General features: G+C 71.2%; 20 protein-coding genes and 3 pseudogenes. 10 read left to right on the forward strand and 13 right to left on the reverse strand.

Going from position 1 to position 25,385, the window contains the following annotated elements:
• Positions 1–32 precede the first annotated feature (32 nt).
• Together HW130_RS22790 and HW130_RS22795 are read right to left on the reverse strand one after the other, a co-directional pair.
• Positions 33–188, reverse strand: a complete 156-nt coding sequence (locus HW130_RS22790) for a DUF6131 family protein (RefSeq protein ID WP_177151518.1) — start codon at positions 186–188, stop codon at positions 33–35.
• A gap of 95 nt (positions 189–283) precedes the next feature.
• Positions 284–583, reverse strand: a pseudogene (locus HW130_RS22795) (TetR/AcrR family transcriptional regulator C-terminal domain-containing protein); the annotation flags it as partial.
• Between the two features lie 2 nt (positions 584–585).
• Between HW130_RS22795 and HW130_RS36100 the strand changes: the two are divergent.
• From HW130_RS36100 to HW130_RS22825, 6 genes and pseudogenes are all read left to right on the forward strand, one after another.
• Positions 586–741: pseudogene (locus tag HW130_RS36100) on the forward strand (amino acid transporter); the annotation flags it as partial.
• Between the two features lie 13 nt (positions 742–754).
• A pseudogene (locus tag HW130_RS22805) lies at positions 755–1,766 on the forward strand (amidohydrolase family protein).
• Between the two features lie 219 nt (positions 1,767–1,985).
• Entirely contained in the window at positions 1,986–2,498 is a 513-nt protein-coding gene (locus HW130_RS22810; protein ID WP_309140528.1) for a GNAT family N-acetyltransferase, read from the forward strand.
• 194 nt (positions 2,499–2,692) lie between these two features.
• Entirely contained in the window at positions 2,693–4,216 is a 1,524-nt protein-coding gene (locus HW130_RS22815) for an APC family permease (RefSeq protein ID WP_177151520.1), read from the forward strand.
• A gap of 26 nt (positions 4,217–4,242) precedes the next feature.
• On the forward strand, positions 4,243–5,925 hold the full coding sequence (locus tag HW130_RS22820; RefSeq protein ID WP_177151521.1) for an NAD(P)/FAD-dependent oxidoreductase: 1,683 nt from the start codon (positions 4,243–4,245) through the stop codon (positions 5,923–5,925).
• A 246-nt stretch (positions 5,926–6,171) separates the two neighbouring features.
• Positions 6,172–7,080 carry an aldo/keto reductase family oxidoreductase gene (locus HW130_RS22825; RefSeq protein WP_177151597.1) on the forward strand — a complete coding sequence of 303 codons (909 nt, stop codon included), beginning with the start codon at positions 6,172–6,174 and terminating at the stop codon, positions 7,078–7,080.
• 71 nt (positions 7,081–7,151) lie between these two features.
• On the opposite strand, the gene HW130_RS22830 is transcribed toward HW130_RS22825, so the two are convergent.
• The 9 genes from HW130_RS22830 to HW130_RS22870 all read right to left on the reverse strand — a co-directional run bounded on the left by HW130_RS22830 (position 7,152) and on the right by HW130_RS22870 (position 19,255).
• Positions 7,152–8,699, reverse strand: a complete 1,548-nt coding sequence (locus tag HW130_RS22830) for a GMC family oxidoreductase (RefSeq protein WP_177151522.1) — start codon at positions 8,697–8,699, stop codon at positions 7,152–7,154.
• Positions 8,696–10,255, reverse strand: coding sequence for an APC family permease (locus tag HW130_RS22835; RefSeq protein ID WP_177151523.1), 1,560 nt, complete (start codon positions 10,253–10,255; stop codon positions 8,696–8,698). The genes HW130_RS22830 and HW130_RS22835 overlap by 4 nt, the downstream gene beginning before the upstream one ends.
• Positions 10,256–10,285: 30 nt before the next feature.
• Positions 10,286–11,758, reverse strand: coding sequence for an aldehyde dehydrogenase family protein (locus HW130_RS22840; RefSeq protein WP_177151524.1), 1,473 nt, complete (start codon positions 11,756–11,758; stop codon positions 10,286–10,288).
• Positions 11,751–12,899 carry an aromatic ring-hydroxylating dioxygenase subunit alpha gene (locus tag HW130_RS22845; protein WP_177151525.1) on the reverse strand — a complete coding sequence of 383 codons (1,149 nt, stop codon included), beginning with the start codon at positions 12,897–12,899 and terminating at the stop codon, positions 11,751–11,753. Before HW130_RS22845 ends, HW130_RS22840 begins: the two co-directional genes overlap by 8 nt.
• Before the next feature lie 10 nt (positions 12,900–12,909).
• Positions 12,910–14,064: an N-methyl-L-tryptophan oxidase gene (gene solA, locus HW130_RS22850; protein WP_177151526.1), complete on the reverse strand. Its 1,155-nt coding sequence runs from the start codon at positions 14,062–14,064 to the stop codon at positions 12,910–12,912.
• A gap of 13 nt (positions 14,065–14,077) precedes the next feature.
• Positions 14,078–16,522: an FAD-dependent oxidoreductase gene (locus HW130_RS22855; protein ID WP_177151527.1), complete on the reverse strand. Its 2,445-nt coding sequence runs from the start codon at positions 16,520–16,522 to the stop codon at positions 14,078–14,080.
• Positions 16,523–16,597: 75 nt separating this feature from the next.
• Positions 16,598–17,224 carry an MBL fold metallo-hydrolase gene (locus tag HW130_RS22860; RefSeq protein ID WP_177151528.1) on the reverse strand — a complete coding sequence of 209 codons (627 nt, stop codon included), beginning with the start codon at positions 17,222–17,224 and terminating at the stop codon, positions 16,598–16,600.
• A complete protein-coding gene (locus tag HW130_RS22865) occupies positions 17,221–18,306 on the reverse strand; it encodes an S-(hydroxymethyl)mycothiol dehydrogenase (RefSeq protein WP_177151529.1) in 1,086 nt (361 codons plus the stop codon). Before HW130_RS22865 ends, HW130_RS22860 begins: the two co-directional genes overlap by 4 nt.
• A gap of 205 nt (positions 18,307–18,511) precedes the next feature.
• Entirely contained in the window at positions 18,512–19,255 is a 744-nt protein-coding gene (locus HW130_RS22870) for an IclR family transcriptional regulator (RefSeq protein WP_309140538.1), read from the reverse strand.
• 230 nt (positions 19,256–19,485) lie between these two features.
• Here HW130_RS22870 and HW130_RS22875 point away from each other — a divergent pair, with 230 nt between their 5' ends.
• The 3 genes from HW130_RS22875 (at position 19,486) to HW130_RS22885 (ending at position 21,376) form a co-directional block, all read left to right on the forward strand.
• Positions 19,486–19,806, forward strand: a complete 321-nt coding sequence (locus tag HW130_RS22875) for a bifunctional 3-phenylpropionate/cinnamic acid dioxygenase ferredoxin subunit (protein ID WP_177151531.1) — start codon at positions 19,486–19,488, stop codon at positions 19,804–19,806.
• The gene (locus HW130_RS22880) at positions 19,803–20,969 is read left to right on the forward strand and encodes an NAD(P)/FAD-dependent oxidoreductase (RefSeq protein ID WP_177151532.1); all 1,167 of its coding nucleotides are present in this window, start codon (positions 19,803–19,805) and stop codon (positions 20,967–20,969) included. Before HW130_RS22875 ends, HW130_RS22880 begins: the two co-directional genes overlap by 4 nt.
• Positions 20,970–21,172: 203 nt before the next feature.
• Complete coding sequence (locus tag HW130_RS22885; protein WP_177151533.1) at positions 21,173–21,376, forward strand: cold-shock protein; 204 nt, start codon at positions 21,173–21,175, stop codon at positions 21,374–21,376.
• Positions 21,377–21,465: 89 nt separating this feature from the next.
• Here the strand turns inward: HW130_RS22885 and HW130_RS22890 are convergent, their stop codons facing one another.
• The gene (locus HW130_RS22890) at positions 21,466–22,389 is read right to left on the reverse strand and encodes an NADP-dependent oxidoreductase (protein WP_177151534.1); all 924 of its coding nucleotides are present in this window, start codon (positions 22,387–22,389) and stop codon (positions 21,466–21,468) included.
• 225 nt (positions 22,390–22,614) lie between these two features.
• Here HW130_RS22890 and HW130_RS22895 point away from each other — a divergent pair, with 225 nt between their 5' ends.
• Entirely contained in the window at positions 22,615–23,490 is an 876-nt protein-coding gene (locus tag HW130_RS22895; RefSeq protein WP_177151535.1) for a S1 family peptidase, read from the forward strand.
• A 58-nt stretch (positions 23,491–23,548) separates the two neighbouring features.
• On the opposite strand, the gene HW130_RS22900 is transcribed toward HW130_RS22895, so the two are convergent.
• On the reverse strand, positions 23,549–25,294 hold the full coding sequence (locus HW130_RS22900) for a S8 family serine peptidase (protein WP_177151536.1): 1,746 nt from the start codon (positions 25,292–25,294) through the stop codon (positions 23,549–23,551).
• Between the last annotated feature and the right edge of the window lie 91 nt (positions 25,295–25,385).

A 25,385-nucleotide genomic window follows, 5' to 3' on the forward strand; every position in this document is an offset into this window, starting at 1 on the left:
CTGCCTGCGGGGCGGCGTTGCGACCGGGACGGTCACCAGTAGTGGCGACGGCCGCCGACTGCGTGACCGACCGCGCCGAGCAGCCAGAGGATCGCTCCGACCGCGACCAGAATGATGCCGATGGTCCACAGAATGCCGATATTCGCCACAGCGCCGACGATCAGAAGTATCAGCCCGAGGATGATCATTTTTTCCCTCCGTTGTCGGAGCGGCCCTATGCTGTACGGCTTTCCACTCTCCGCGGGAGCAAACGGGCGACCCGGGACCGGGTCGCCGCACGGCCCTACGGCTGCGGTGCGGGGCCGGACGCCGGGGCCGGGGCCGGCAGGAGAGTACGGAAGTGTGCGACGCATGCCTGGAGGGCGAGTTCGAACGCGGCGTCCGCGCGCCGGGGCGACAGCGCGGTCAGCGCGCTCGCGAGCTGTGGTGTGGCCGCCTCGTCGGCGAGCTCCCACATCGCCTGCGGCGCCGCCATGTCGAGGGCCGAGCCCAGCACCAGGTTCTCCAGGGCGATGATCACGTTCATCACCTCGTCGCGCGGGAATCCCGCGCCGAGCAGCAGGCCGACGGCCCGCTCGTACTGCCAAGGTCGCCCTCTTCACCGGCGCCTCGCCGGTGGTCAACACCGTCCTCGTCGCGCTCGTCCCCGCCGTCTTCCTCCTCGGCGTCGCGCTGGCCCTGTGGCTGCGTCGCAGCCGGCCCGAGGTGTACGCCGGATTCGCCACCGAACCGAACGAGTAGGGAACAACAGCCCGTGCCCACCGCAGACATCGTCCTCACCGCAGCAGGCGTCCGCACCCTCGACCCCGGCCGTCCGCACGCCACCGCCGTGGCCGTCAAGGACGGCACGATCGCCGCCGTCGGGGACGAGCACGACGTACACCCGTGGCGCGGACCGGACACCGTGAGCATCGACCTGCCCGGTGCCACCGTCGTCCCCGGCCTCACCGACAGCCACAGCCACCCCGTGTGGGGACTGGAGATGGCCACCGGCACCGACCTCTCCTCCGTACGCGACCTCGGCCGACTGCGCACCGCCCTGCGGGCGGCGGTCCCCAACGACGGATGGATCACCGCATACGGTCTCGACCACAACGTCTTCGGCGGCAAGCCCGTCGACCGCGACCTGATCGAGGACGTCCTCGGCGGCGCGCCCGCCTTCATCCGGCTCTACGACGGCCACTCCGCCCTCGTCAGTGGCGCCGCACTGCGGGCCGCGGGCATCGACGGCCCCGGTCCTTCGAGCAGCGGGCCACCGTGGTGTGCGACAGCACGGGCCGTCCCACCGGGCACCTGATCGAGCACGCCGCCATGGACCTGGTCAGGGGACTCGTGCCCAAGCCGTCGGTCGCCGAGCGCCGGTCCCGGCTCGTCGAACTGCTGTCCGCGATGGCGGCGACCGGGCTGACCGGCGCCCATGTCATGGACCTCGGCGACGGCGACGTCCCCGAACTCCTCACCGCCGTCGAGGAGGAGGGCGACCTGCCGCTGCGCCTGCGCCTCGCTCCCTGGTGCATGCCGCCCCGAAGGGTGCGGCGTCCTCCCGTGCCGGACTGACCGGCCTGATGGCCCTGGAGGGCTGCACCACCCACGCGGCCGTGGCCGGCGGTGAACAGGACGTGTCCGGCCGGATCACTCCCGGCCGCCGGGCGGATCTCACCGCCTTCGGCCTCGATCCCGTGGACGCCCCGGCGAACGAGGTCGCCGAGGCGCCGGTCCTGCTGACCATGAACGGAGGCCGCATCACCCACCGGTCGGCGGCGTAGCCCGGCGGCGGGCCCGGTGTATCCGCCGGGCCCGCAAGGGATTCCCGTCGGCGCGGTGATGCCCGCTGTTACGATTCCCCGGCGTGCGAGAGCCGCGACTGCCCCTGCGACGAGGGAGGTTGATGAATATGGCCTGCGAGGCCCGCCCTCAGCATGCCCTTGTCCGGGCCGCGCGCGCAGTGTGAGCGGCCCGGTCGTCAACACGACCAGGAGAGTCGCGTGTCTTCTTTCTCATCGGCCGGTACGGATCTGACCACCGACCGCCTCGTCCTGCGGATCTGGTCCGCGGGTGAACTCGCCGCCGTCCTCGGTGGCACTCACCGCGCCCACTGGGCGGAGGACTTCCCCGCCGACGGCGACCGCGTCATCGCGGGCTTCGTCACCGGCAGCCCCGACGCCCTGCACGCGTACGGACACCGGCTGGTCGTCGAGCGGGACACCGGGCTGGTGGTCGGCTCCATCGGCCTGTTGTGGCCGCCCACCGACGGGGCCGTCGAGATCGGGTACGGCATCGTGCCGTCCCGGCGCGGCCGGGGCTATGCCTCCGAAGCCACCCGCGCCCTCGCGCAGTTCGCCCTGACGGCGCCGGGAGTCCACACCGTGCACGCCCAGGTGGAGCTCTCGAACGCGGCCTCGGTCCGTGTGCTGGAGAAGGCCGGGCTGCGGCGCTGGAGCAGCGACGCGGACACGGCCCGCTTCCGCATGACGGCAGCGGACCCGACCCCGCGGTGACACCGCCCGGGGGCCGGCGGCGGGTGCTGCCCGCCGCCGGGCCCCGGTGCCGCGGCGACGCGCCGCCTGTGCACGCCCACGACGGAACGCCCTCCCGGCCCCTGATCGGGACGACAACTCGTCTGCCGCGCCGGGCAATTGTTCGACCACCTGTCGATTGTGGCGTGGGTCACTCCGGAGGAAGCTCTCACGCCATGGCAGACAACGGCACCCCTGAGGTGCAACGGCTCAAGGCGAACTCGGTCGGTCTCGTCGGCGTGGTCTTCATGGCGGTCGCCACGGCCGCACCCATCACGGCGATGACCGGCAACCTCCCCATCGCCGTCGGATTCGGCAACGGCACCGGCGCGCCCGCCGGTTATCTCTTCGCGACACTCGTCCTGACCGTCTTCTCCGTCGGCTATGTCGCCATGGCGAGACGGATCACCGCGGCCGGCGCCTTCTACGGCTACATCTCCCACGGCCTGGGCCGGATCACGGGCATGGCCTCGGGCATGCTCGCCGTCCTCGCGTACATCGTCTTCGAGGCCTCGATCGTCGGCGTCTTCGCCTACTTCGCACGGACGACCGTCGCCGACCAACTCGGTGTGAACCTGCCGTGGATCGTCTACGCGGCGGCGATGCTCGCGGTGACCGCCGCCCTCGCGTACTTCGACATCAACCTCACCGCCAAGGCGCTCGGCGTGATGCTCGTCGCCGAGATCGCGGTCCTCTTCGCCGTCGCCACCGCCGTCCTCCTCGCCGGCGGCGGCCCGGACGGCATCCCGCTCGAACCGGTCAACCCGAAGAACGCCTTGACCGGCGCCTCGGCCGGTCTCGGCCTCTTCTTCGCCTTCTGGTCATGGGTCGGCTTCGAGTCGACCGCCATGTACGGCGAGGAGTCCCGCGATCCCAAGCGCGTCATTCCCCGGGCGACCCTCGTGTCCGTCATCGGCGTCGGGCTCTTCTACATCTACGTCTCGTGGATGACGATCGCCGGAAACGGCCTGAGCGGCGCCGTCGAGGTCTCCTCCTCCACCAGCCCGCTCGACCTCTTCTTCGACCCCACCACCGCCTTCATCGGCGCCTGGGCCGTCGACGCCTTCCAATGGCTGCTGCTCACCGGCTCGTTCGCCTGCGGCATGGCCTTCCACCAGTGCGCCTCGCGCTACCTGTACGCGATCGGGCGCGAGGGCTTCCTGCATCCGGCCCTCGGCAGAACGCACCGCTCGCACGGCTCCCCGTACATCGCCTCCTATGTCCAGAGCGCCATCGCCGTCGTGCTCGTCGGCGCCTTCTGGCTCACCGGGCAGGACCCGTACATCCACCTCTACACCCTGCTCGCCATCCTCGGCACGATGGCGATCCTCATCGTCCAGACGCTGTGCTCTTTCGCCGTCGTCGGCTACTTCCGCCGGAACCACCCCGAGGACCGTCACTGGTTCAGGACCCTCACCGCACCGCTGCTCGGCGGCGTGGGCATGATCGCCGTCGTCGTCCTGCTGGTGCTGAACATGGAGACCGCGGCAGGCCTCGCCGCCGACTCGGTCTTCTTCGCGGCGATCCCCTGGATCGTCGGCGCCGTCTTCCTCGGCGGGCTCGGACTCGGCCTCTACCTGAAGGCCAAGCGGCCCGACCGGTACGAGATCATCGGCCGGATCGTCCTGGAGGACGCGACCGAACGCACCGAGGACGACGAGCGGCCCGCGCCCGGCACCGCCGCCGTCACCCAGAGCTGACCCCCTCTTCCTCCCAGGAGCGCCCCATGGCACGCACCACCCCGATGCACCTCCTGAAGCGACTCGCCGCCGACCACGCAGCCGCCCGACGCCTGCGGATACCCGTCGCCGAACTGCGCGGCGAGCGAAGCGAGACGGGTCTCCCTCCGGCCGGAGGCCGGGAGAGGTCCGAGCCGGTCGGCCGCAGGTCCCTGCTCAAGTACGCCGCCGCGGCCGGCGTGGCCACCACTGCGGCAGCCGTCTCCCGGCCCGTGCCCGCCGCCGCGGCGACACCGCGGTCCCTGGCCGGCAGCGGTGCGCGGATCGCGGTCGTCGGCGCCGGGATCTCCGGGCTCACCGCGGCCCTCACCCTCCAGGACGCGGGCCTCGCCCCGGTGCTCTACGAGGCGAACCCCTCCCGCGTCGGCGGCCGGATGTGGACTCAGCGCGACCACTGGGCGTACGGGCAGACCTCCGAGATCGGCGGAGAGCTGATCGACACCGGCCACAAGAAGATGCTGGGGCTCTGCCGCCGCTTCGACCTGCCTGTGGAGGACTTCCTCGGCGGCGGGCCCACCGGCGCGGAGGAAGTGCTCTGGTTCCACGGCGCCTACTACCCGCGCCACCAGGCCGACGAGGACTTCAAGGCGGTCTACCAGTCGCTGCGTCACGACCTGTCCGAGGCGGGCGAGGTCATGTGGAACCGGACCACACCCGCCGGCACCGCACTCGACACCATGTCGATATACGAATGGATCGAGTCGCGCGTCCCGGGCGGTCACTCCTCGCCGCTGGGCCGGTTCATCGACGTCGCCTACAACCTGGAGTACGGCGCCGACACCACCGAGCAGTCCTCCCTGGCCCTGGTCCTGCTGATGGGCTACCAGACCAATCCGGGCCACTTCAACGTCTGGGGTCTGTCCAACGAGCGCTACCACATCACCGGCGGCAACGACCGGCTCCCTCACGCCATCGCGGACGCGCTCGCCCCCGGAACCCTGCGCCCGGGCTGGTCGCTGACCGCCGTACGCGCCAACGCGGACGGCACGCAGACCCTCACCTTCGACGAGGCGGGCAGCCTGCGGACCGTCACCGCGGACCACACCGTACTGTGCGTCCCGCTGCCCGTCCTGCAGCAACTCGACCTCAGCCGGGCCGGGTTCGATCCGCTGATGCAGAACCTGCTGCGGGACGCGCGGATGGGGCACTGCACCAAGCTCAACATGCAGTTCGGCACCCGGCCCTGGCGCGGCACCGGCGCGTGGCCCGGTGTGTCGGCGGGCGACTGCTTCACCGACACGGACGTCCAGCAGACCTGGGACACCACCAAGATCCAGCCGGGCACGGGCGGCATCCTCATCCAGTACGGCGGTGGAAGCCTCGCTCGGGAACTCACGCCCGCCGGGCCCTTCTCCACCGAGTCCGACCCGTACGTGCGCGACCTGGTCGCCCGCCGGCTCGCGGGCATCGACGCCTTCTTCCCCGGCACCTCCCGGGCCTACACGGGCCGTGCCCAGCTCTCCGCATGGCACCGCAACCCGTACTCCCTCGGCGCCTACTCCTGCTGGCCGATCGGCTACCTGCACCGGTACGCGGGCTACGAGGGGACCGCGCAGGGCAACGTCCACATCGGCGGCGAGCACTGCAGCTACGACTTCCAGGGGTTCATGGAAGGCGGCGCGACGGAGGGTGAGCGCGCCGCGCTGGAGGTCGTCGACGCGCTGAGCTAGCAGGGTCCGGCGGGCCCGGGCTGCGGCCGGGGTCCGCCGGACAGGCACCGGCCGCGGCCGTCAGGTCCGTTCCTCTCCCGCGACATCCTGCGCTCGGCCCCGAAGGACATCCCCGGCACCGTCGCGGAGACTGTCGTGGTCGGCGGCCGGGTGGAATGCGGCGGCTGACCGAAGGCAGGCCGTCGTAGGGTGACGGGCGTGACGACACTGGACGACGCACACCAGGAAACGGTGCTCTACGGGTGCATGGGGCTCGGCGGGAGCTGGGACACCGAGCCCTATGGCGCGCAGGAGATCGCCCAGGCCGAGGCGGTGGTCGAGGCGGCGCTGGAGTGCGGCATCACCACCTTCGACCACGCCGACATCTACCGGCACGGCAAGGCCGAGGCGGTCTTCGGCGAGGTGCTGGCGAGGACGCCCGGGCTGCGCGAGCGTATCGTCGTGCAGACCAAGTGCGGCATCCGGCTCGCGGACGGTGACCGGCCCGGCATCTACGACCTGCGGGGCCGGACGGTCCGCCGCCGGGTCGAGGAGAGCCTGACCCGGCTGCGGACCGACGTCATCGACGTCCTGCTGCTGCACCGTCCGGACCCGCTGGCGGACCCCGACGACCTCGCCGAGGCGCTGACCGCACTGCACCGGCAGGGTCTGGTGCGCCGTTTCGGCGTGTCGAACATGGGGGCGGCCCAGATCGCGCAGCTACAGGCCAGGCTCGACGTCCCGCTGGTCGCCAACCAGTTGGAGATGAGCCTCCACCGGCGCGACTGGCTCGAAGCCGGAGTCCTGGTGAACACCCCGGCGGCCGCGGCCAACGGCTTCCCGTTCGGGACCGTCGAGTTCTGCCGGGACAACGGGGTGCGGCTTCAGGCGTGGGGCGCCCTCGCACAGGGGCGCTACACGGGCCTGCAGGAGACGGCCGAAGAGGAGGCGACCGCGCAGTTGGTCGCCGCCATGGCGAAGGCGAAGGGCACGACGCCGGAGACCATCCTGCTGTGGTGGCTGCGGCGTCACCCCGCGCGGATCGCACCGGTCGTCGGCAGCGCGCGCCCCGAACGGATCCGTGCCTGCCGCGACGCCGTGCAGCAGGACCCGGAGCTGAGCCACGAGGAGTGGTACGAGCTCTGGCTCACCGCGCGCGGCGAGCCGCTGCCCTGACCGGACAACGCTGCGCGGGCGGGGCCGCGCCGGGCGTCCCGGGACGGTCCCGCCCGCGTGTCGCGGACAGTTCAGCGGTCCTCGCGGAGCAGGTCGGCGCACTTCTCGCCGATCATCATCGTGGTGATGCACGGATTGACCGTGACGAGGTCCGGCATGACCGACCCGTCCGCCACCCGCAGCCCCTCCACGCTTTTCACGCGCAGCCGGGCGTCGAGGGGAGCCGTCGGATCGTCGTCCGCGCCCATCTTCACCGTGCAGGCGGGGTGGTACACGGTGTTGTGCGTCTTGTGGATGTAGTCGAGCAGTTCGTCGTCCGTGCGGACATCGGGCCCCGGCGCGAGTTCCGCCCCGGCCCAGCGGGCGAGCGCGGGCTGCGCGGCGATGCGGCGCGCGAGCTTCAGGCCGTAGGTCATCACCCGTACGTCGTGTTCGTGGGTGAAGTACCGCGGGTCGACCATCGGCTTGTCGCGGTAGTCGCGCGTCCGCAGCCGCACCGTGCCGCGCGACTTCGCGCGCGTCACGTTGGGCGTGAGGCAGAAGGCGTTCTCGGACGTCGGATAGCCGTGGCGGGCGGTGTTCATGTCGAAGGGAACCGAGCCGTAGTGGAACATCAGGTCGGGCCGGTCCAGGCCCGGCTCGGTGTCGTAGAAGACGCCCGCCTCCCACCACTGGCTGGACGTCGTGGTCATCGGCTGCTTCGCCTCCCACATGATCACGCCCTCGGGGTGGTCCTGGAGGTTCTCGCCGACCCCGGCCGAGTCGACGAGCACGTCCACGCCCAAGTCCCGCAGATGCGCCGCCGGGCCGATCCCGGAGAGCATCAGCAGCTTCGGGGTGTCGATCGAGCCGCAGGAGACGACCACCTCACGGCGGGCGCGGACCGTGCGGGTGCGGATCAGATCGGGGTCCAGGTACTCGGCGCCGGTACAGCGGCGGCCGTCGAACACCAGCTTCTTGGCGCGTACCCCGGTGCGTATCTCCAGGTTCGGCCGCTTGCCCATCACCGGGTGGAGATAGGCGACCGATGACGACTGGCGGATGTTGTTCTCGTCCGAGTTGATCTGGAACCAGTTGGCGCCCCGCACCACCGTCGTCCCGGTGTTGAACGCCGTCGTCGGTATGCCCTCCTGCGCGCACGCCTCCAGCACCGCCGCCCCGCACGGATCGCCGCCCTTGAGCGTGCGCAGCTTCACCGGGCCGGTGCGGCCGTGGTGGTCGCCCGGCGCGTCGTTGTTCTCGAGCCGGCGGTACAGCGGGAACAGGTCCGCCGCGCTCCAGCCCGTACACCCGGCCGCGGCCCAGTCGTCCAGGTCCTCCGCCGGCGCCCAGAACGCGATGCACGAGTTGTGCGACGAGCAGCCGCCGAGCACCTTGGCGCGGGCGTGCCGCATGAAGCTGTTGCCGCTCGCCTGCGGCTCGACCGGGTAGTCCCAGTCGTAGCCCGACTCCAGCAGGCCCATCCAGCGTTCCAGCCTCAGGACGTTGTCGTCCCCGACGTCGCTCGGCCCCGCCTCCAGGACGCACACCGTGACGGACGGGTCCTCGCTGAGCCGCGCGGCGACGACGTTCCCCGCGGTTCCGCCGCCGACGACGACGTAGTCGAACTCTTCGGTCATGAGGCGGTGACCTCCTTCGGTCGGGCGGGCTCCGGGGACGCGACGGCCGCGTGTTCGGCGAGTACGCCCGTACGGTGCCGCTGGACGAACCAGTAGTAGGCGAAGCCGCCCGCCGCGATCGCGCCGACGAACAGGACCGCGCCCCAGCGCAGGTACCAGTGGTAGGGGGCTGCGGCGTTGTAGACGGCGGACCGCGGCCAGATGAGGTTGAGGGTCATGGCGCCGCCCCACAGGACGGCGAGGATGTTGACGGGCAGTCCCCACCGGCCCAGCGAGAACCTGCCCTCGGCCGGCTGCCACCTGCCGCGCAGCCGCGCCACCAGCATCGGTCCGGTGACCAGCAGGTACGCCAGGTAGATCATGATGATGCCGATGCTGGTGACCACCGTGAAGATCTGCGGCTGGCGGATGTTGACCACGAGGATCGCCAGCGCCAGCACCCCGATGACGACGGTCGGAAGGACCGGCGTGCCGAACCGGGGACTGACCTTCGCCAGCCGCGACGAGGCCGGCAGATTGTTGTCGCGGGCCATGGCGAACGCGAGCCGGACCGCGGCCGTGTGCACCGCGAGCGCGCACACCGTCACCGCGATCAGCACGCACCACAGCATCGCCTTGCCGGCCGTCGGACCGAGCACGTCCAGCACGACGTACTGCAGCCCGTCCGTGGACAGCCTCTCGCCACGCAGACTCGACACGCTCATCAGCGCCAGCAGCAGGATGAGTCCGCCGAGCACGAAGGAGGCGACGATGGCCCGGATGATGGCGCGCGGCGCGTTGCGCGACGGGTCCAGCGACTCCTCGCCGAGCGAGGCGGCCGTGTCGAAGCCGTACATGACGTAGGCGGAGGCGAGCGAGGCGACCAGGAACGCGCCGAGATAGCCGAAGGACTGGCCGGATCCGGTGCCCGCCGTGTCCGTGACGACCTGCGGACCGCGCACGACGTTCACGGCGAGCAGCACGATCAGCACGACGGTGGCGATCAGTTCGATGAAGACGCCGGCGGTGTTGATCCTCGCCATCAGCTTCACGCCGAAGGCGTTGACGACCGTGGTGAACAGGATCAGCCCGGCCGCCAGCAGGACCGCGTTCGTCGCCACGTCGTACTTCCCCGTGCCGTCCCCGACGAACTGGAAGAACGACGAGATCTGCGGCAGCGTCAGCTGGTAGGCCAGGGCGACGGCCGCGATGGAGACGACGGAGGCGAGGAGCATCATCCAGCCGGCGAGCCAGCCGACGTGCGGATTGCCCACCTTCTTCGACCAGTTGTAGATGCACCCGGCGACCGGGTAGCGGGCGGCCAGCTCGGCGAAGCACAGTGCCACCATGAACTGCCCGGCGAAGACCATCGGCCACGACCACCAGTACGCGGCGCCGCCGGTGGCGTAGCCGAAGTAGAACAGCTGGAAGGTGCCGGTGAGGATCGAGATGTACGAGATGCCCGCGGCGAAGGTGTGGAAGTTGCCGAGGGTGCGCTTGAGTTCGGGGCGGTAGCCGAATTCGGCGAGTTCCGCGTCGTCACCGGCCGCGATGGGGCCGGGTGGGGCCGAGGTCATGAGCAACTCCTGGACGAGTGGAGGACAGTGTCAGTCGAACCAGCCCTGCGGCTCGGGGGAGGTGTTGCGCCAGATGTGCTTCGCCTCGCAGTACTCGGCGAGGCCGGCAGGACCCAGCTCACGTCCCGTGCCGGACTGCTTGAACCCGCCCCACTCGGCCTGCGGCACATAGGGGTGGTAGTCGTTGATCCACACGGTGCCGAGCCGCAGCCGGGACGCGATCCGCTGCGCCCTGCCCTCGTCGCCCGTCCACACGGCGCCCGCGAGGCCGTAGACGGTGTCGTTGGCGAGCCGCACGGCCTCGTCCTCGTCCCCGTCGCGGAACCGCTCCACCGTCAGGACCGGTCCGAAGGACTCCTCCCGCACGACCGACATGCCGGCGTGGCACGCGTCGAGAACGGTCGGCAGATAGTAGAAACCGCCGTCGTACGCGGGGCCCTCGGGCCGGGCACCCCCGCAGCGCAGCACCGCGCCCTCCGCGAGACCCGCCGCGACATACGCCTCGACCTTCGCGCGATGGGCCGCCGAGATCAGCGGACCCGTCCGCGCCTCTTCGTCGAAGGGACCGCCGAGCCGGATCAGCTGCGCCCTGCGCACGACCTCGTCGACGAACCGGTCGTGCAGCGAGTCCTCCACCAGCAGTCGCGCGCCTGCCGAACACACCTGCCCCGAGTGCAGGAACACCGCGGTCAGGGCCATGTCCACGGCCGTCTCGAAGTCGGCGTCCGCGAACACGACGTTGGGGTTCTTGCCGCCCAGTTCGAGCGCGACCTTCTTCACCGTTCCCGCCGCGGCCGCCATCAGCCGGCGGCCCGTCTGCACGCCGCCGGTGAAGGACAGCAGGTCCACATCGGGGTGGTCGGCGAGCGGCGCGCCCGCCTCCGGTCCCGCGCCCAGCACCAGGTTGGCGACGCCGTCCGGCAGGCCCGCCTCCGCGAGGAGCCGCACCAGATGGATCGCGGTGTGCGGGGTGAGCTCGCTCGGCTTGAGGACGAAGGTGTTCCCGGCGGCGAGCGCGGGGGCGACCTTCCACGCCGTCTGGAGCAGCGGGTAGTTCCACGGCGTGATCAGCCCGCACACACCGACCGGCTCGTACACGATCCGGCTGTCGGCCCCGGCCGTGCCCGTGTCGATCACCCGGCCCGTCTCGGTGGCGGCGAGCCGCCCGAAGTACCGGAAGCACGCGACGATGTCGTCGATGTCGTACGCGCTCTCCACCAGGCGCTTGCCGGTGTCGAGTGACTCGGCGCGGGCCAGCGCGTCCTTGTCGCGGACCAGCAGGTCGGCCACCCGCAGCAGCAGATCACCGCGCTCGGCCGCCGGCGTGTGCGGCCACGGACCCTCGTCGAACGCCCGGCGGGCCGCGGCGATCGCGTCCACCGTGTCCTTGCCGCCCGCCTCGTCGACCTCGCCGACGAGGGAGCCGTCGGCGGGACAGCGGATCTCCCGGGTGTGCTTGTCGCGGGCGGTGGTCCACGCGCCGCCGATGAACAGATCAGGCACCGATGCCTCCGACGTGCTCGGTCAGCCAGGAGTGGAAGATGCCGATGTGGTGCTCGGTGGGCACCAGGACACCGCCGTCCCGGTAGGCGCGGGACGCCATCGCCGGCTGGGTGCGCTCGCACGCCTCGAAGTCCTGGGCGTTGACCCGGTGGAACAGTTCCACGGACTTCGACACGTCCGCCCCGGACTCCACCACCTCGGGCGCGTACAGCCAGTCGCACTCGACGACCGTGCGGTCCTCGGCGAGCGGGAACATCCGGTGCAGGATCACGTGGTCGGGCACGAGGTTGATGAAGACGGTGGGCTTGACGGTGATCGCGTAGTAGCGGCGGTCCTGGTCGTCCGCCACCTCGGGCAGCTTGGCGAAGCCCTCGCTGCCGTCGACGGTGAAGCCCTTGACCTCGTCACCGAACACGGCGCCGTGGCCGACGTAGTACTGCGCCGCGTAGCCGTCCGCGAACTCCGGGAGCACCTCGGTGAGTTCGGGGTGGATCGTCGCGCAGTGGTAGCACTCCATGAAGTTCTCGACGATCAGCTTCCAGTTGGCCTTCACGTCGTAGGTGATGCGCCGGCCGAGCGCCAGGTCCTCGGTCCGGTAGCGCTCGATGGACGCGGCGTCGCCGAGGCGCTCCACGGCCGCGCCGATGACGGTCTCCTCGAAGGACGGCGGCTCGTCGGCCAGGCACACCCAGGCATAGCCCAGCCATTCCCGCAGCGCCACGGTCACCAGGCCGTATGCGGTGCGGTCGACGTCGGGCATCTTCACCAGGTTCGGCGCGGCGATCAGCTTGCCGTCGAGGTCGTAGGTCCAGGCGTGGTACGGGCACTGGAGGGAGCGCTTGACCTCGCCGGAGTCCTGCGTGCAGAGCCGGGCGCCGCGGTGGCGGCAGATGTTGAGGAAGGCGCGCAGCTCACCCTTGCGGTTGCGGCTGACGATGACGCTCTCGCGGCCCACCTGGACGGTGCGGAAGGCGCCGGGCTTGTCTAGGTCGGCGCTGCGCACGGCGCAGAACCACATCGATTCGAACAGCCGCTCCTGCTCCTGCCGGAAGATCTCCGGATCGGTGTAGAAGTGACCGGGCAGTGTGGCGACCAGGCTCGGGGAGAGAGAGGACTCGGGGGAGACGGGGGTCGTCGTCACGGCGTGCTCCTCAGGCGGACGCGGCGGACAGCCGGCGAGGGTCGAAAAGCTCGATGGGGTGCTCGGTGGTGCCGTTCAGCGACAGGTCGGCGACGATCTCGCCGACGACGGGGACGAACTTGAAGCCGTGCCCTGAGAACCCGCAGGCCACGGTGACCGCATCCGGGTGCTCGGGATGGCGTGCGATCACGAAGTGCTCGTCGGGCGTGTTGGAGTACATGCAGGTGGCGGCCTTCAGGAAACGGCCGGGCAGCGACGGGATGCACCGGGACAGCTGGTCCGCCATGGCCGCGACCTCGTCGTCGCGCACGGTGCGGTCGATGGTCTCCGGAGTGCAGACGGCGCCCCTGCGGAAGAAGGCGGCCTTCGCGCCCAGGTCCGGTCCGTCGATCGACGGGAAGCCGTAGAACTGGACGTCGTTCGCGTCCTCCCAGATGTAGACGGGGTGGTTCTCGGGGAGGAACGGCTCCGTGCCGCCTTCCGGCTGGAACCAGTACATGACCTGCCGCTCGATGCTGAACGGCACGCCCAGGTCGGTGAGCAGCTGCGGCGCCCACGCCCCCGGGCAGATCACCAACTGCCCGGCGGTGTAGGTGTTCTCCGCGGTGTGGACGCGCACGCCGTCGCGGTACGGCTCCCAGCGCAGCATCGGTTCCTCGAAGTGCAGGTCCGCTCCGGCCTGCGTGGCGAGCTGGAGGTGGGCGGCGACCGTGTTCTCGGGACGGACCAGTCCGGCCCGCGCCTCGTACAGCGCCACCTCGTCGTCCGCGGGGGTGAGGGTGGGGAAGCGGCGGCGGATCTCCTTGGCGTCCAGCATCTCGTGCGGCAGGTCCCACTGGCGTGCCGACAGCAGGGAGCCGGAGACGGTGCGCGAGTCGGGGCGGCCGACCATCACACCGCCGCACAGCGTCGCGATCTCGCGGCCGGTGGCGCGCTCCAGGGCCTCGTAGAGCTCGTACGAGCGCAGCAGCAGCGGCACGTAGGCGGGGTCCTCGAAGTAGCATTGGCGGGTGATGCGCGAACCGCCGTGGCTGGAACCGCGGTTGTGCACCGGGCCGAACTTCTCCAGCCCCAGCACGCGCGCCCCGCGCGCGGACAGGTGGTGGGCGGCGGCGCTGCCCATTCCGCCCAGGCCGACGACGACGACGTCATAGGTGGGTGACATCCTCTTGACCTTCCTAGCGGCGGATACGGGTCATGCCGGGGTCGAACAGGGGCTCGTCGGCGACGGTCGCGGAGACCTTCTCGCCGAAGTACTCCACGTGCACGGACGTGCCCGAGGGCAGCGGCGGCAGCCAGGCGTACGCGACGCAGCGGCCCAGCGTGTAGCCGTAGGACGCGCTGGTGACGTACCCGGCCGGCGCCCCGTCGAGGTACACCGGCTCCTGGCCGAGGACGACGGCCGCAGGGTCGTCGAGCAGCAGCGCCGTCAGCCTGCGCCGCGGCTCGCCCGCCTTCTCCAGCGCGTCGCGGCCCGTGAAGTCGCCCTTGTCCATCCGGACGGCGAAGCCGACGCCCGCCTCGTACGGGGTGTGCTCTGCCGTCATGTCGTGGCCCCAGGAGCGGTAACCCTTCTCCAGCCGCAGGCTGTTGAAGGCCGACCGGCCCGCGGCGATCACGCCGATCTCCTGCCCGGCCTCCCACAGGGTGTCCCAGAGCCGCAGTCCCAGATCGGCGCTGGTGTACAGCTCCCAGCCGAGCTCACCGACGTAGCTCAGCCGCATCGCCGTGACCGGCACGTGGCCGAGGTGGGTCTGCCTGGCCCGGAAGTAGCCGAACCCCTTGTGGGAGAAGTCGTCCGGGGTGAGCGGCTGCACGAGGTCACGGGCGAGCGGCCCCCAGACGCCGATGCAGCAGGTGCCGGAGGTGATGTCGCGGATCTGCACGTCGTCCGGAGCGTGCCGCAGCAGCCAGTCCTCGTCGGCCCGCGAGTTGGCGCCGATCTGGAACCGGTCGTCGGCGAGCCGCGCCACGGTCAGGTCGGAGCGGATGCCGCCCCTCTCGTCGAGGAGGAGGGTGTAGGTCACCGCGCCGGGCTTCTTGGCCAGGTTGTTGCTGGTCATGCGCTGGAGGAAGGCGAGGGCGCCGGGGCCGGTGACCTCCAGCCTGCGCAGCGGCGTCATGTCGTACAGGGCGACCTTCTCGCGCGTCGCCCTCGCCTCGGCGGCGGCGATCGGCGACCAGTAGCGGGCCGACCAGGCGTCCCTCTCCGGCAGCTCGATTCCTTCGGCGAGCGCTGCGTTCGCCTCGTACCAGTGCGGGCGCTCCCAGCCGCCGCCCTCCAGGAAGTACGCCCCGAGTTCCTGCTGCCGGGCGTGGAAGGGGCTGACCCGCAGCGGGCGCGGCCGGTCCATGGGCTGGAGCGGGTGCAGCACGTCGTAGACCTCGACGAACTGCTGGGCGCCGCGGTCGGCGACGTAGGCGGGGGAGCGCTGGGCGTCCTCGAACCGGGTCAGGTCGCACTCGTGGACGTCCGTCTGCGGACGCCCGTCGACCATCCACTCGGCGACGGCCTTGGCGACACCCGCCGAGTGCGTGACCCAGACCGCCTCGGCGAGCCAGAAGCCGCGCAGCGCACGGGACTCGCCGAGCACCGGCATGCCGTCGGGGGTGAAGGAGAAGACGCCGTTGAAGCCTTCGTCCACCTCACTGCCGGCGAGCGCCGGGAGCAGCCACCGGCAGTCCTCCCAGCTCGGCGCGAAGTCCTCCTCGGTGAAGGGGTAGGAGGACGGCATGACCGGTGCGTCGTCGTAGGCCGGGACCGTGAACGGGTCGACGGGCAGCGGCCTGTGCGCGTAGCTGCCGATGCCGATCCGGTCGGTGTGCTCGCGGAAGTACAGGTCACGGTCCTGGAACCGCAGGATCGGGCGGGACGCCTCCGTGCGGGGGTCGTTCACGCCGGCGAGTTCCGGCAGCGGACGGGTCTTCGCGTACTGGTGCGCGAGCGGGAGCAGCGGGACCTCGACGCCCGCCATCCGGCCGATGACCGGGCCCCAGAACCCCGCCGCCGAGACGACGTGGTCGGCGGGGAAGACGCCGCGGTCGGTGACGACGGCGGTGACGCGGCCGCCGGTCTGCTCGATGTCGGTGACGGTGTGCCGCTCCAGGAAGCGGGCGCCGCGCTCCTCGGCGCGTGCCATCTGGGCGCGGCAGGCGAGGACGGCTCGGGCGAGCCCGTCCCCGGGGGTGAAGAAGCCGCCGAGTACCTTGCTCTCGTCGAGCAGCGGCCACAGCTCCTTGCAGCGCGCGGGGGAGATCAGTTCCCCCCGGATGCCCCACGAGGCGGCGTACCCGGCCCTGCGGTGCAGGTCGGCCCAGCGTTCTTCGGTGGTGGCGAGCTCCAGACCGCCGACGGGGTTGAAGCAGGGCAGGCCGTCGACTTCGAGGGCGCCGAACTTCTCCACGGTGTACGCGGCGAATTCGCTGAGCGTCTTGGACGGGCTGGTCCGGAAGACGAGGCCCGGGGCGTGCGAGGTGGAACCGCCCGGGGCGGGCAGCGGCCCCTGTTCGAGGACCGTGACGTCTGTCCAGCCTCGGGCGGTCAGTTCGTCCGCGAGCGAGCAGCCGACGATGCCGGCGCCGATGACCACGACACGGGGACTGGATGCGGGCGTGTGGGACATGCCCCTCCTTGAGTCGGGTGGGGATGACGGGTGGAGCGGGCCTGGGGTCGCGCCGGTGCGGCGGACGGCCCGGTGCTACTCGGCGGCGGGCACGTGGGCCCGCTCCGCGGCGATCGTCGTGTCCTGGCCGTGCCCGGTGTGCACGACCGTGCCTCCGGGCAGGGTCAGCAGCCGCTGTCGGATCGACGCCACGATCGTCGGACGGTCCGAGCAGGAGCGGCCGGTCGCGCCGGGGCCGCCGTGGAAGAGGGTGTCGCCGGTGAACACGGCGTCCAGGAAGGGTGCGTGGAGACTGCAGCTGCCCCAGGTGTGCCCGGGAGTGTGCAGGATCCGTACCTCGGTGCCGGCGACCTCGAGTCGCTGCCCGTCGGTGAGGTCGCCGTCCGGCTTGCGCCGCGGGTGGACGTGGTCCCACAGCTCGCGGTCGGCGGGGTGCAGCAGTACGGGCGCGCCTGTGGCGTCGCCGAGTTCGGCGGCGGCGCCGATGTGGTCGTCGTGGCCGTGGGTGCACACGACCGCGGTGACCCGGCGGCCGGCGACGGCGGCGGTGATCGCGGCGGCGTCGTGGGCGGCGTCGACGACCAGCACCTCCGCGTCGTCGCCGATGAGCCACACGTTGTTGTCGACGTCGAACGTCTCGCCGTCGAGGCTGAACGTGCCCGAGGTGACGACCCGTTCGGCGCGGACCCCGCTGTCCGTCACAGGACCACCACCGAGCGCAGTACCTCGCCGCGGTGCATCTTCGCGAAGGCGGCCTCTACCTGGTCCAGGGAGATCGTCTCGGTCACGAAGGAGTTGAGGTCCAGGAGGCCGTAGAGGTACTGGTCGATGAGGATCGGGAAGTCGCGGCTCGGCAGGCAGTCGCCGTACCAGGAGGACTTCAGGGCGCCGCCGCGCGAGAACAGGTCGATCAGCGGGAGGTCGATCCGCATCTCGGGGTCGGGGACTCCCACCTGGACGAGTACACCGGCGTGGTCGCGCATGTAGAAGGCCTGCTTGTACGTCTCCGGGCGGCCGACCGCGTCGATGGCGATGTCCACCCCGAATCCGTCGGTGAGCGCGCGCACGGCCTCGACAGGGTCCGTGCCACGGGAGTTGACCGTGTGCGTGGCCCCGAACTTCTCGGCCTGGTTCAGTTTCCTGTCGTCGATGTCGACGGCGATGACCTTGCGGGCCCCGTTCAGGCAGGCGCCCGCGATGGCCGCGTTGCCGACGCCGCCGCAGCCGATGACGGCGACCGTGTCCCCGTTGCCGACCTTGCCGGTGTTCACCGCGGCACCGTATCCGGCCATCACGCCGCATCCGATGAGCCCCGCAGCTTCCGGCCGGGCGGCCGGGTCGATCTTCACCGCCTGGCCCGCGGCGACGAGCGTCTTCTCGGCGAACGCGCCGATGCCGAGCGCGGGCGACAGCGGCGTGCCGTCCAGCAGGGTCATCGGCCGGGTCGCGTTGCGCGAGTCGAAGCAGTACCAGGGGCGGCCCCGGCGGCAGGACCGGCAGGCGCCGCAGGGGGCGCGCCAGGCGATGACGACGTAGTCGCCGGGGGCCAGGTCCGTGACGCCGTCGCCGACGGACTCGACGGTGCCGGCCGCCTCATGGCCGAGCAGGAACGGGAAGTCGTCGTTGATAGCTCCCTCCCGGTAGTGCAGATCCGTGTGGCACACCCCGCACGCCTGTACGGAGACAAGTACCTCACCAGGGCCGGGATCGGGCACGACGATCGTCTGCACCTCGACGGGTGCGCCCTTCTTGGCGGCGACGACGGCACGGACCTCATGTGGCACGACGAGACTCCTCTGCTGTTGCGCAATACACGATGGGTTGCACTATGAGGAACATCGTGGGGAGGCGGGGAAGTCGCCGTCAAGAGTCGTGAGTTAACGAGAGGCAAAACCCGGCGAGGCAACGGAAACGCTCCGGACACACGACGACGCGGGGCCAGGTTCCCCTGGCCCCGCGTCGAACGGTGAGTGGCGTTCCGGCCCCGTGTCAGAAGCCGTAACCCATGCGCCGGGACAGCTCGTTCGCCGCCTCGACCGTGCGCGCCGCGACCTCCGGCAGCCGCTCCCGCTCCAGCCGGTAGGACGGACCCGACACGCTGATCGCGCCGATGACCTTGCCGTCGTGCGCCCGTACCGGCGCGGCGGCGGCGTGCAGGCCGAGCTCGAGCTCCTCGGCGGCCAGCGCGAACCCCTGCGAGACGACCGCCTCCAGCTCGCTGCGCAGCATGCCCGTACTGGTCACCGTGTGCTCGGTGAACCGCGGCAGCGACCGGGCCAGCAAGCCCTCCCGCAAGGTGACCGGAAGGTGTGCCAGGAGCACCTTGCCGCTGGACGTGGCGTGCAGGGGGGTGCGCCTGCCGAGCCAGTTCTGCGCGGTGACGGAGGACGGGCCGCGCGCCTGCATGATGTTGACCGCGGCGTCGTCGTCCAGTACCGCGATGTTGGCCGTCTCGCCCAGCTCGTCGGCGAGTTCCCGGCAGACCGGCGCGCCCTCCTGCGAGATGTCCAGACGCACTGCGGCGGCCCCCGCGAGACGCAGTACGCCGGCTCCCAGGTAGTACTTGCCGCGGTCCTGGGCCTGTGAGACGAGGCCGCGGTTCTCCAGCACGCCGAGCAGCCGGAACGCCGTCGACTTGTGCACGTCCAGCTCGTCGGCGATGTCGGTGACGCCGGCCTCGCCGTGCCGCGCCAGGATCTCCAGCACGCTCACGGCGCGGTCGACCGACTGGATCGCTCCGGCTCCGCCCTTGGGTGTCCGCTCCTGTGTTTCGTCGATGTGGTCAGCCACTGTCTGGTCGCGGGTCATAGCTCAACTCTCACCATCTTGCGGTCCATTGGGCGCGCATCTTCCGGAAGCCCTTGACGCGGCGGGCATCCCGACCGGATTCTGTTGCGCATAGCGCTCCCTCATGCGCCATGCGAAACCTATGTTACCGAAGAGTCCTGGACCGAGGGGGGCCCGTGATTCCCGTCTGCCGCCTTGAAGACCTCCCTGCGGGCGAATCCGTCCGCATCGACACCACGCCGCCCATCGCGGTGTTCAACGCCGATGGCGAGCTGTACGCCATCGACGACACATGCAGCCACCAGGACGCGTCCCTGTCCGAGGGATGGCTCGAAGGCTGTCTGGTCGAATGCCCGCTCCACGCCGCCTCATTCGATCTCCGTACCGGGCAGCCGACCTGTCTGCCGGCACGCCGTCCCGTCCGCACCCACCAGGTGGTCGTGACCGACGGTTTCGTCCACGTCCGTCCGGCCGTACAGGAGGACACCGCAGCATGAGAACCGTCACCGTCGTCGGCGCCTCGCTCGCCGGGCTGTACGCAGCCCGCGAGCTGCGCGCCCAGGGGTTCGACGGGCGGCTGGTGATCGTGGGCGAAGAACGCCACCGCCCGTACGACCGCCCGCCGCTGTCCAAGGACTTCCTCACCGGCTCGGCGGACGAGGGCCGCCTCGCCCTCGCCGACGCCGAGGAGGAGACGGAGCTCGCCGCCGAGTGGCTGCTCGCCACGCGCGCCCGTGGGCTCGACGCACGTGGCCGCACCCTACTACTGGAGGACGGGCGCACCGTCGCCACCGACGGCGTCGTGATCGCCACCGGTGCCTCAGCCCGCCCGCTGCCCGGCGCCGACGGCCTCGCCGGCGTGCACACCCTGCGCACCCTCGACGACGCGTACGCCCTGAGGGAGGCGCTGAGCGGCACGTCACGGCGCGTCGTCGTGATCGGCGGCGGTTTCATCGGCGCCGAGACCGCCTCCTCGTGCGCCTCGCTGGGACACGAGGTGACCGTGGTGGAGGCCGCTCCGCTCCCGCTCGTGCCCCAGCTCGGGCCCGACATGGCCGGCGTGTGCGCAACCCTGCACCGGCGCGGCGGCACTGAACTGATCACGGGGTCGGGGGTGGCCCGCCTGCACGGCGGCAACGCCGTCAGCGCTGTCGAACTGGCCGACGGCCGCGTGCTCCCGGCGGACGTGGTCGTCGTCGGCATCGGGGCCGTCCCCAATACGCGCTGGCTCGCGGGTTCCGCCCTGCTGGTGAGCGACGGCGTGCTCTGCGACGACGGCTGCGCGACGGCGCTGCCTCAGGTCGTGGCCGTGGGAGACGTCGCCCGGGTGGGCGCGGTGCGCACGGAGCACTGGACCAGCGCGACGGAGCAGCCCGCCGTCGCCGTGCGCAACCTGCTGGCCGGACGCACCGTGGAGCACGTGCGCCCGCTGCCTTACTTCTGGTCGGACCAGTACGGGGCACGCATCCAGTTCGCGGGACGGCGGCGTGACGGGGACGCGGTCCGTGTCGTCGACGGCTCCATTGACGAGGGGAGCTTCCTGGCCCTGTACGAGCGCGACGGCCGTACGACGTCGGTGCTCGCCGTCGACCGGTCCCGGCCCTTCCTGCGCGCCCGCCGGGACCTCGCCCGCGCGGCCCAGCCCGCACCGGCCGCCTGACCGCCTTCGAGCCGCCCGACCTCCTTCGAGGCGCCGACCGCCTACGACCCGAAAGGGCACGCAGACACCCGTCCGCGAGACACCACACGCGCGCCTGCGGATACCCGCGGGGGTGACGGGGTAGAACGGTGCCGGGCGCTGAGGCACGGCGCCCGGAGCCGCTCGTTATGCGGGCTGTTCCTCAGATGGACAGAAGGACGGGTATGGCCAGCGGTACGGTGAAGTGGTTCAACGCGGAAAAGGGCTTCGGCTTCATCTCACAGGACGGCGGAGGCCCCGATGTCTTCGCCCACTACTCGAACATCTCGGGAACCGGCTACCGGGAACTCCATGAGGGCGAAGCCGTGACCTTCGACGTCACGCAGGGGCAGAAGGGCCCGCAGGCGGAGAACATCGTCCGCAACTGATCCGCCTCGACGGCATGTGTGCCGGACCGCCGCCTTCTCGGTGGCGGTCCGGCGCGCGTTCGGGGCGGGACGCGGCGGTGCCGGCAGCGTCAGTCCACCCGCAGGACGAGCTTTCCGCGGGTGTGGCCGCTCTGGCTGATGCGCCATGCCTCGGCCGCCTCGGCGAGCGGGAGCACCCGGTCGACGTGCACCGTGAGTCTGCCCGCGTCGGCCAGAGCGGCGAGCGAGGTCAGTCCCGCGGTGTCGGGCCGGACCCATACGTACCGGGCGCCCTTCGCGGGCGCCTGCGGGTCGGCGACGGACGCCACCCGGTCCGGCCGGTCGACGAGCGCGAGCGAGACGTCGACCGCGTCGCCGCCCACGAAGTCCAGGGCCGCGTCGACGCCTTGCGGGGCCAGTGCCCTGATCCGGTCCTCGAGCCCCGGCCCGTAGGCGACGGGTTCGGCGCCCAGCTCACGGAGGAAGGCGTGGTTGTGCTCGCTCGCCGTGCCGATCACCCGGGCGCCGAGCGCCACGGCGATCTGCGTGCCGATCGACCCCACGCCGCCGGCGGCGGCGTGGACGAGGACCGTGTCGCCCGCGCGGACGCCGACGCGCTCGATCGCCTGATGGGCCGTCAGCCCGGCCAGTGGCGTTCCCGCCGCCTCCTCCCAGCTCATGGAGGCGGGCTTGCGGGCGAGCATCCGCACATGGGCGGAGACGAACTCGGCGTAGGAGCCGAGCTGGGCGGTGTCCTTGCGGACGTATCCGTACACCTCGTCGCCGACCTGGAACTCGTCCGCGTCGAGGCCGACGCGCTCGACGACTCCGGCCACGTCCCAGCCGGGGATCAGCGGGAAGCGCACCTCCATGAGGGCGTCGAGCCCGCCCTGCGCGAGCTTCCAGTCGACCGGGTTCACGCCGGCGGCCTTCACCCGTACGAGCACTTCGCCAGGGGCCACCTTGGGATCGGGGTGGTCCGAGAGTTCCAGGTCGTCGGCCTGGCCGTACCGGCTCATCGTCACAGCTTTCATGACCTGCAATCTAGCTGTGCGCAAATACGCTCGAGCGCAATAACACGTGCCCGCAAGGACTGACCTGCTGCGGGTTCCCTTGTCGCGCTGGTGATGCTGTCCCATACTCACACCGGTGATTGACAGGGGCACATCAGGCAGGGGAATCCCCGCCGGTGTCCCGCCTGGCTGCACCTCACGGGTCCGCCACCCATCGGGCCCCTGAACTCCACAGGAGGAGATCGAGTGAGGAACAAGCGCACCAACCCCGGTACTTCGAGACGCGTCCGCCTGCTCGCCGTCGCCGCAGGCATCGTGGCCGTCACCTCGGCCGGCCTGCCCACCGCGGGCGCGGCGTCCCCGGAGGTCTACAGCGCCACCCAGTTGTCCCGGGTGAGCGACGCCGTGCTGGAGGCCGGCGTCGGCGGCACCGCGTGGCACGTCGACGAGGCGTCCGGCCGGGTCGTCGTGACCGCGGACAGCACCGTCTCCCGTGCCGGGATCGCCAAGCTGAAGAAGGCGGCGGGCGCCGACGCGGGTGCCCTCAGGATCGAGCGCGACAGCGGCGTCTTCACACCGCTCGGCTCGGCCGGCGACGCCATCTACGGCAGCGGCTACCGCTGCTCGCTCGGATTCAACGTCGTCAGCGGCAACACCTACTACTTCCTGACGGCGGGGCACTGCGGCGACGTGGCCAGGAACTGGTACACCAACTCCTCGCAGACCACGCTCATCGGCCCGACGGTCGGATCCAGCTTCCCGGGCAACGACTACGCCCTGGTCCGCTACGACAACGCCTCGCTCAGCCACCCCGGCGGCTTCTCCGCGGCCGACGCGTACGTCGGCGAGCCCGTCAAGCGCACCGGATCCACCACCGGCACGCACAGCGGCACCGTCACCGCGCTCGACGTCACCGTCCACTACAGCGGCGGCGGCACGGTCAGGGGCATGATCCAGACCAACGTCTGCGCCGAGCCGGGCGACTCCGGCGGCCCGCTCTACGACGGCGGCAAGGCACTCGGCATCACCTCGGGCGGCAGCGGCAACTGCCGCACCGGTGGCACCACCTTCTACCAGCCGGTCCCCGAAGCGCTCGCCAAGTACAACGTGAGCGTCTACTGAACGACAGGCGGCCGGGCCGGGATGCCGACCCGGCCCGGCCGCCGTGCGCGTGGACTGCCTAGAAGGTCAGGTTCCAGGCGTTGATCCTGCCCGTGTCCTGTGCGGCGGTGTCACGCACCCGCAGCTTCCACGTACCGTTCGCGACCTCGCTCGAGGCGTTGACGCTGTACGTCTTGCCCACGTCGTCCGTGCCGTCGTTGTTGGCGAAGTCCTCCAGCAGGTACACCGTGCCGTCCGGTGCGACGAGCGAGACGACGAGGTCGCCGCGGTAGGTGTGCTGGATGTCCACACCGACCTTGAGCGTGGCGGGCGCGTTGCCGGTGACACCGGAGACGGTGATCGGACTCTCGGCCGTGGCGTTGTCGGCGATCGCGACATCGGCCGTGTTCTCGAAGAACGTCCCGGTCGGCGGCGTGCTGCCGCCGACGGCCTTCAGCGCGTCGACCTGACCCTCGCCGAAGAACCCGTTGTCGGCCGTCGTGCCCGTGCACCGGCTGTCGGACGGACAGGCGGTGTCGGTGGCCTGCGAGTCCAGCCGGGCCCTGATGTCCGCGGGCGTGTAGGCGGGGTTGACGCTCGCGAGCAGCGCGGCGACGCCCGCGACGTGCGGGGAGGCCATCGACGTGCCGTTCTTGTTGCCGTACTTGCCGCCCGGCAGCGTCGAGTAGACCCCGTAGGCTCCGTCGCCGCCGGGGGCGGCGACGTCGATGACGCCGTTGCCGAAGTTGGAGTACGACGCCTTGACGTTGCCCCTGCCCATGGCCGCGACGGTGACGACGCCCGGCAGTTCGGTCGGGATGTCGACGCAGTCGTTCGTGATCGTGCGGGTGACCGGAGTCGAGTCGTTGGGGCTCTCGCTGTCGGTCGTCTTGTTCGCCAGGTCGTAGTTCGAGTTGCCCGCGGCGGCGACCTGGAGGGAGCCCTTGCTCTCGGCGTACGCCTGCGCGCGCCGCACACCTTCGATGATGGCGGCCTGGTCGGCGTCGTCCGGGCAGTTGAACTGCCACGGGTCGGTGTAGAAGCTGTTGTTGGTGACCTTGAAGCCGTGGTCACCGGCCCAGACGAAGCCGCAGATGGTGTTCTCCGCGAAGAACAGGCCGCTCGGCTGCTCCGCGATGCGGACCGACGAGATCTTCACGCCGGGCGCGACGCCGATGACGCCCTTGCCGTTCCTGGCCGCCGCGATCGTTCCCGCGACGTGCGTGCCGTGGGTGTCGATGTCCCGCCACGCACCCGCCCGGGTGTCCGCCTTGCCGTAGGCGCAGGAGACCGAGTCGGCCGCGTTGAAGTTGGGCGCGATGTCCTGGTGCTGGTCGTCCACGCCGGTGTCGAGGACACCGACCTTGACCGAGGCCGAGCCGGTGGTCACCGCCCACGCCTGATCGGCCTTGATCTGTGTCATGTCCCAGCGGTTGGACTCCGTCAGCGTCGTCGGCGACTGCGCCGGATTCGCGGGCAGCTTGGGGTTGTACGCGTCGGCCGGCACGTCCGACGTGCGCGTCGCGCCGACCTGCTCGACGCCGCTCACGGCGCGCATCGCCGGGGCGAAGGAGGCGGATGCCGAGTGCGCCACGATCACGCCGATCGCGTCGTAGGACGCGAAGACCGTGCCGCCGTTGGCCGTCACCGCGTTGCGCGCGGCCGTGGTGTCACCGGGCGCTGTGATCACCAGGTAGGCGCGGGTGCCCGCGGCCCAGGCGGCCGCCTGGGCCGGGGCCGCCTCGGGCGCCGCCGGTGCGGCATGGGCCGGCTGGAGGGGTCCCGCGAGCGCCACGGCCGTTGCGACGGTGCCAGCGGCGGCCATGGCCGAGAGTCTCAGCCGGGTGGATATGTGGGAAAACAATGCGTCCTCCGAAGGCCCGGAGGCGCTGGTGGCGCCTGCCCCGGGCCGAGTG

Origin of the sequence: Streptomyces sp. PKU-EA00015 (genome assembly GCF_013387495.1) — a bacterium.
Lineage (GTDB): Bacteria > Actinomycetota > Actinomycetes > Streptomycetales > Streptomycetaceae > Streptomyces.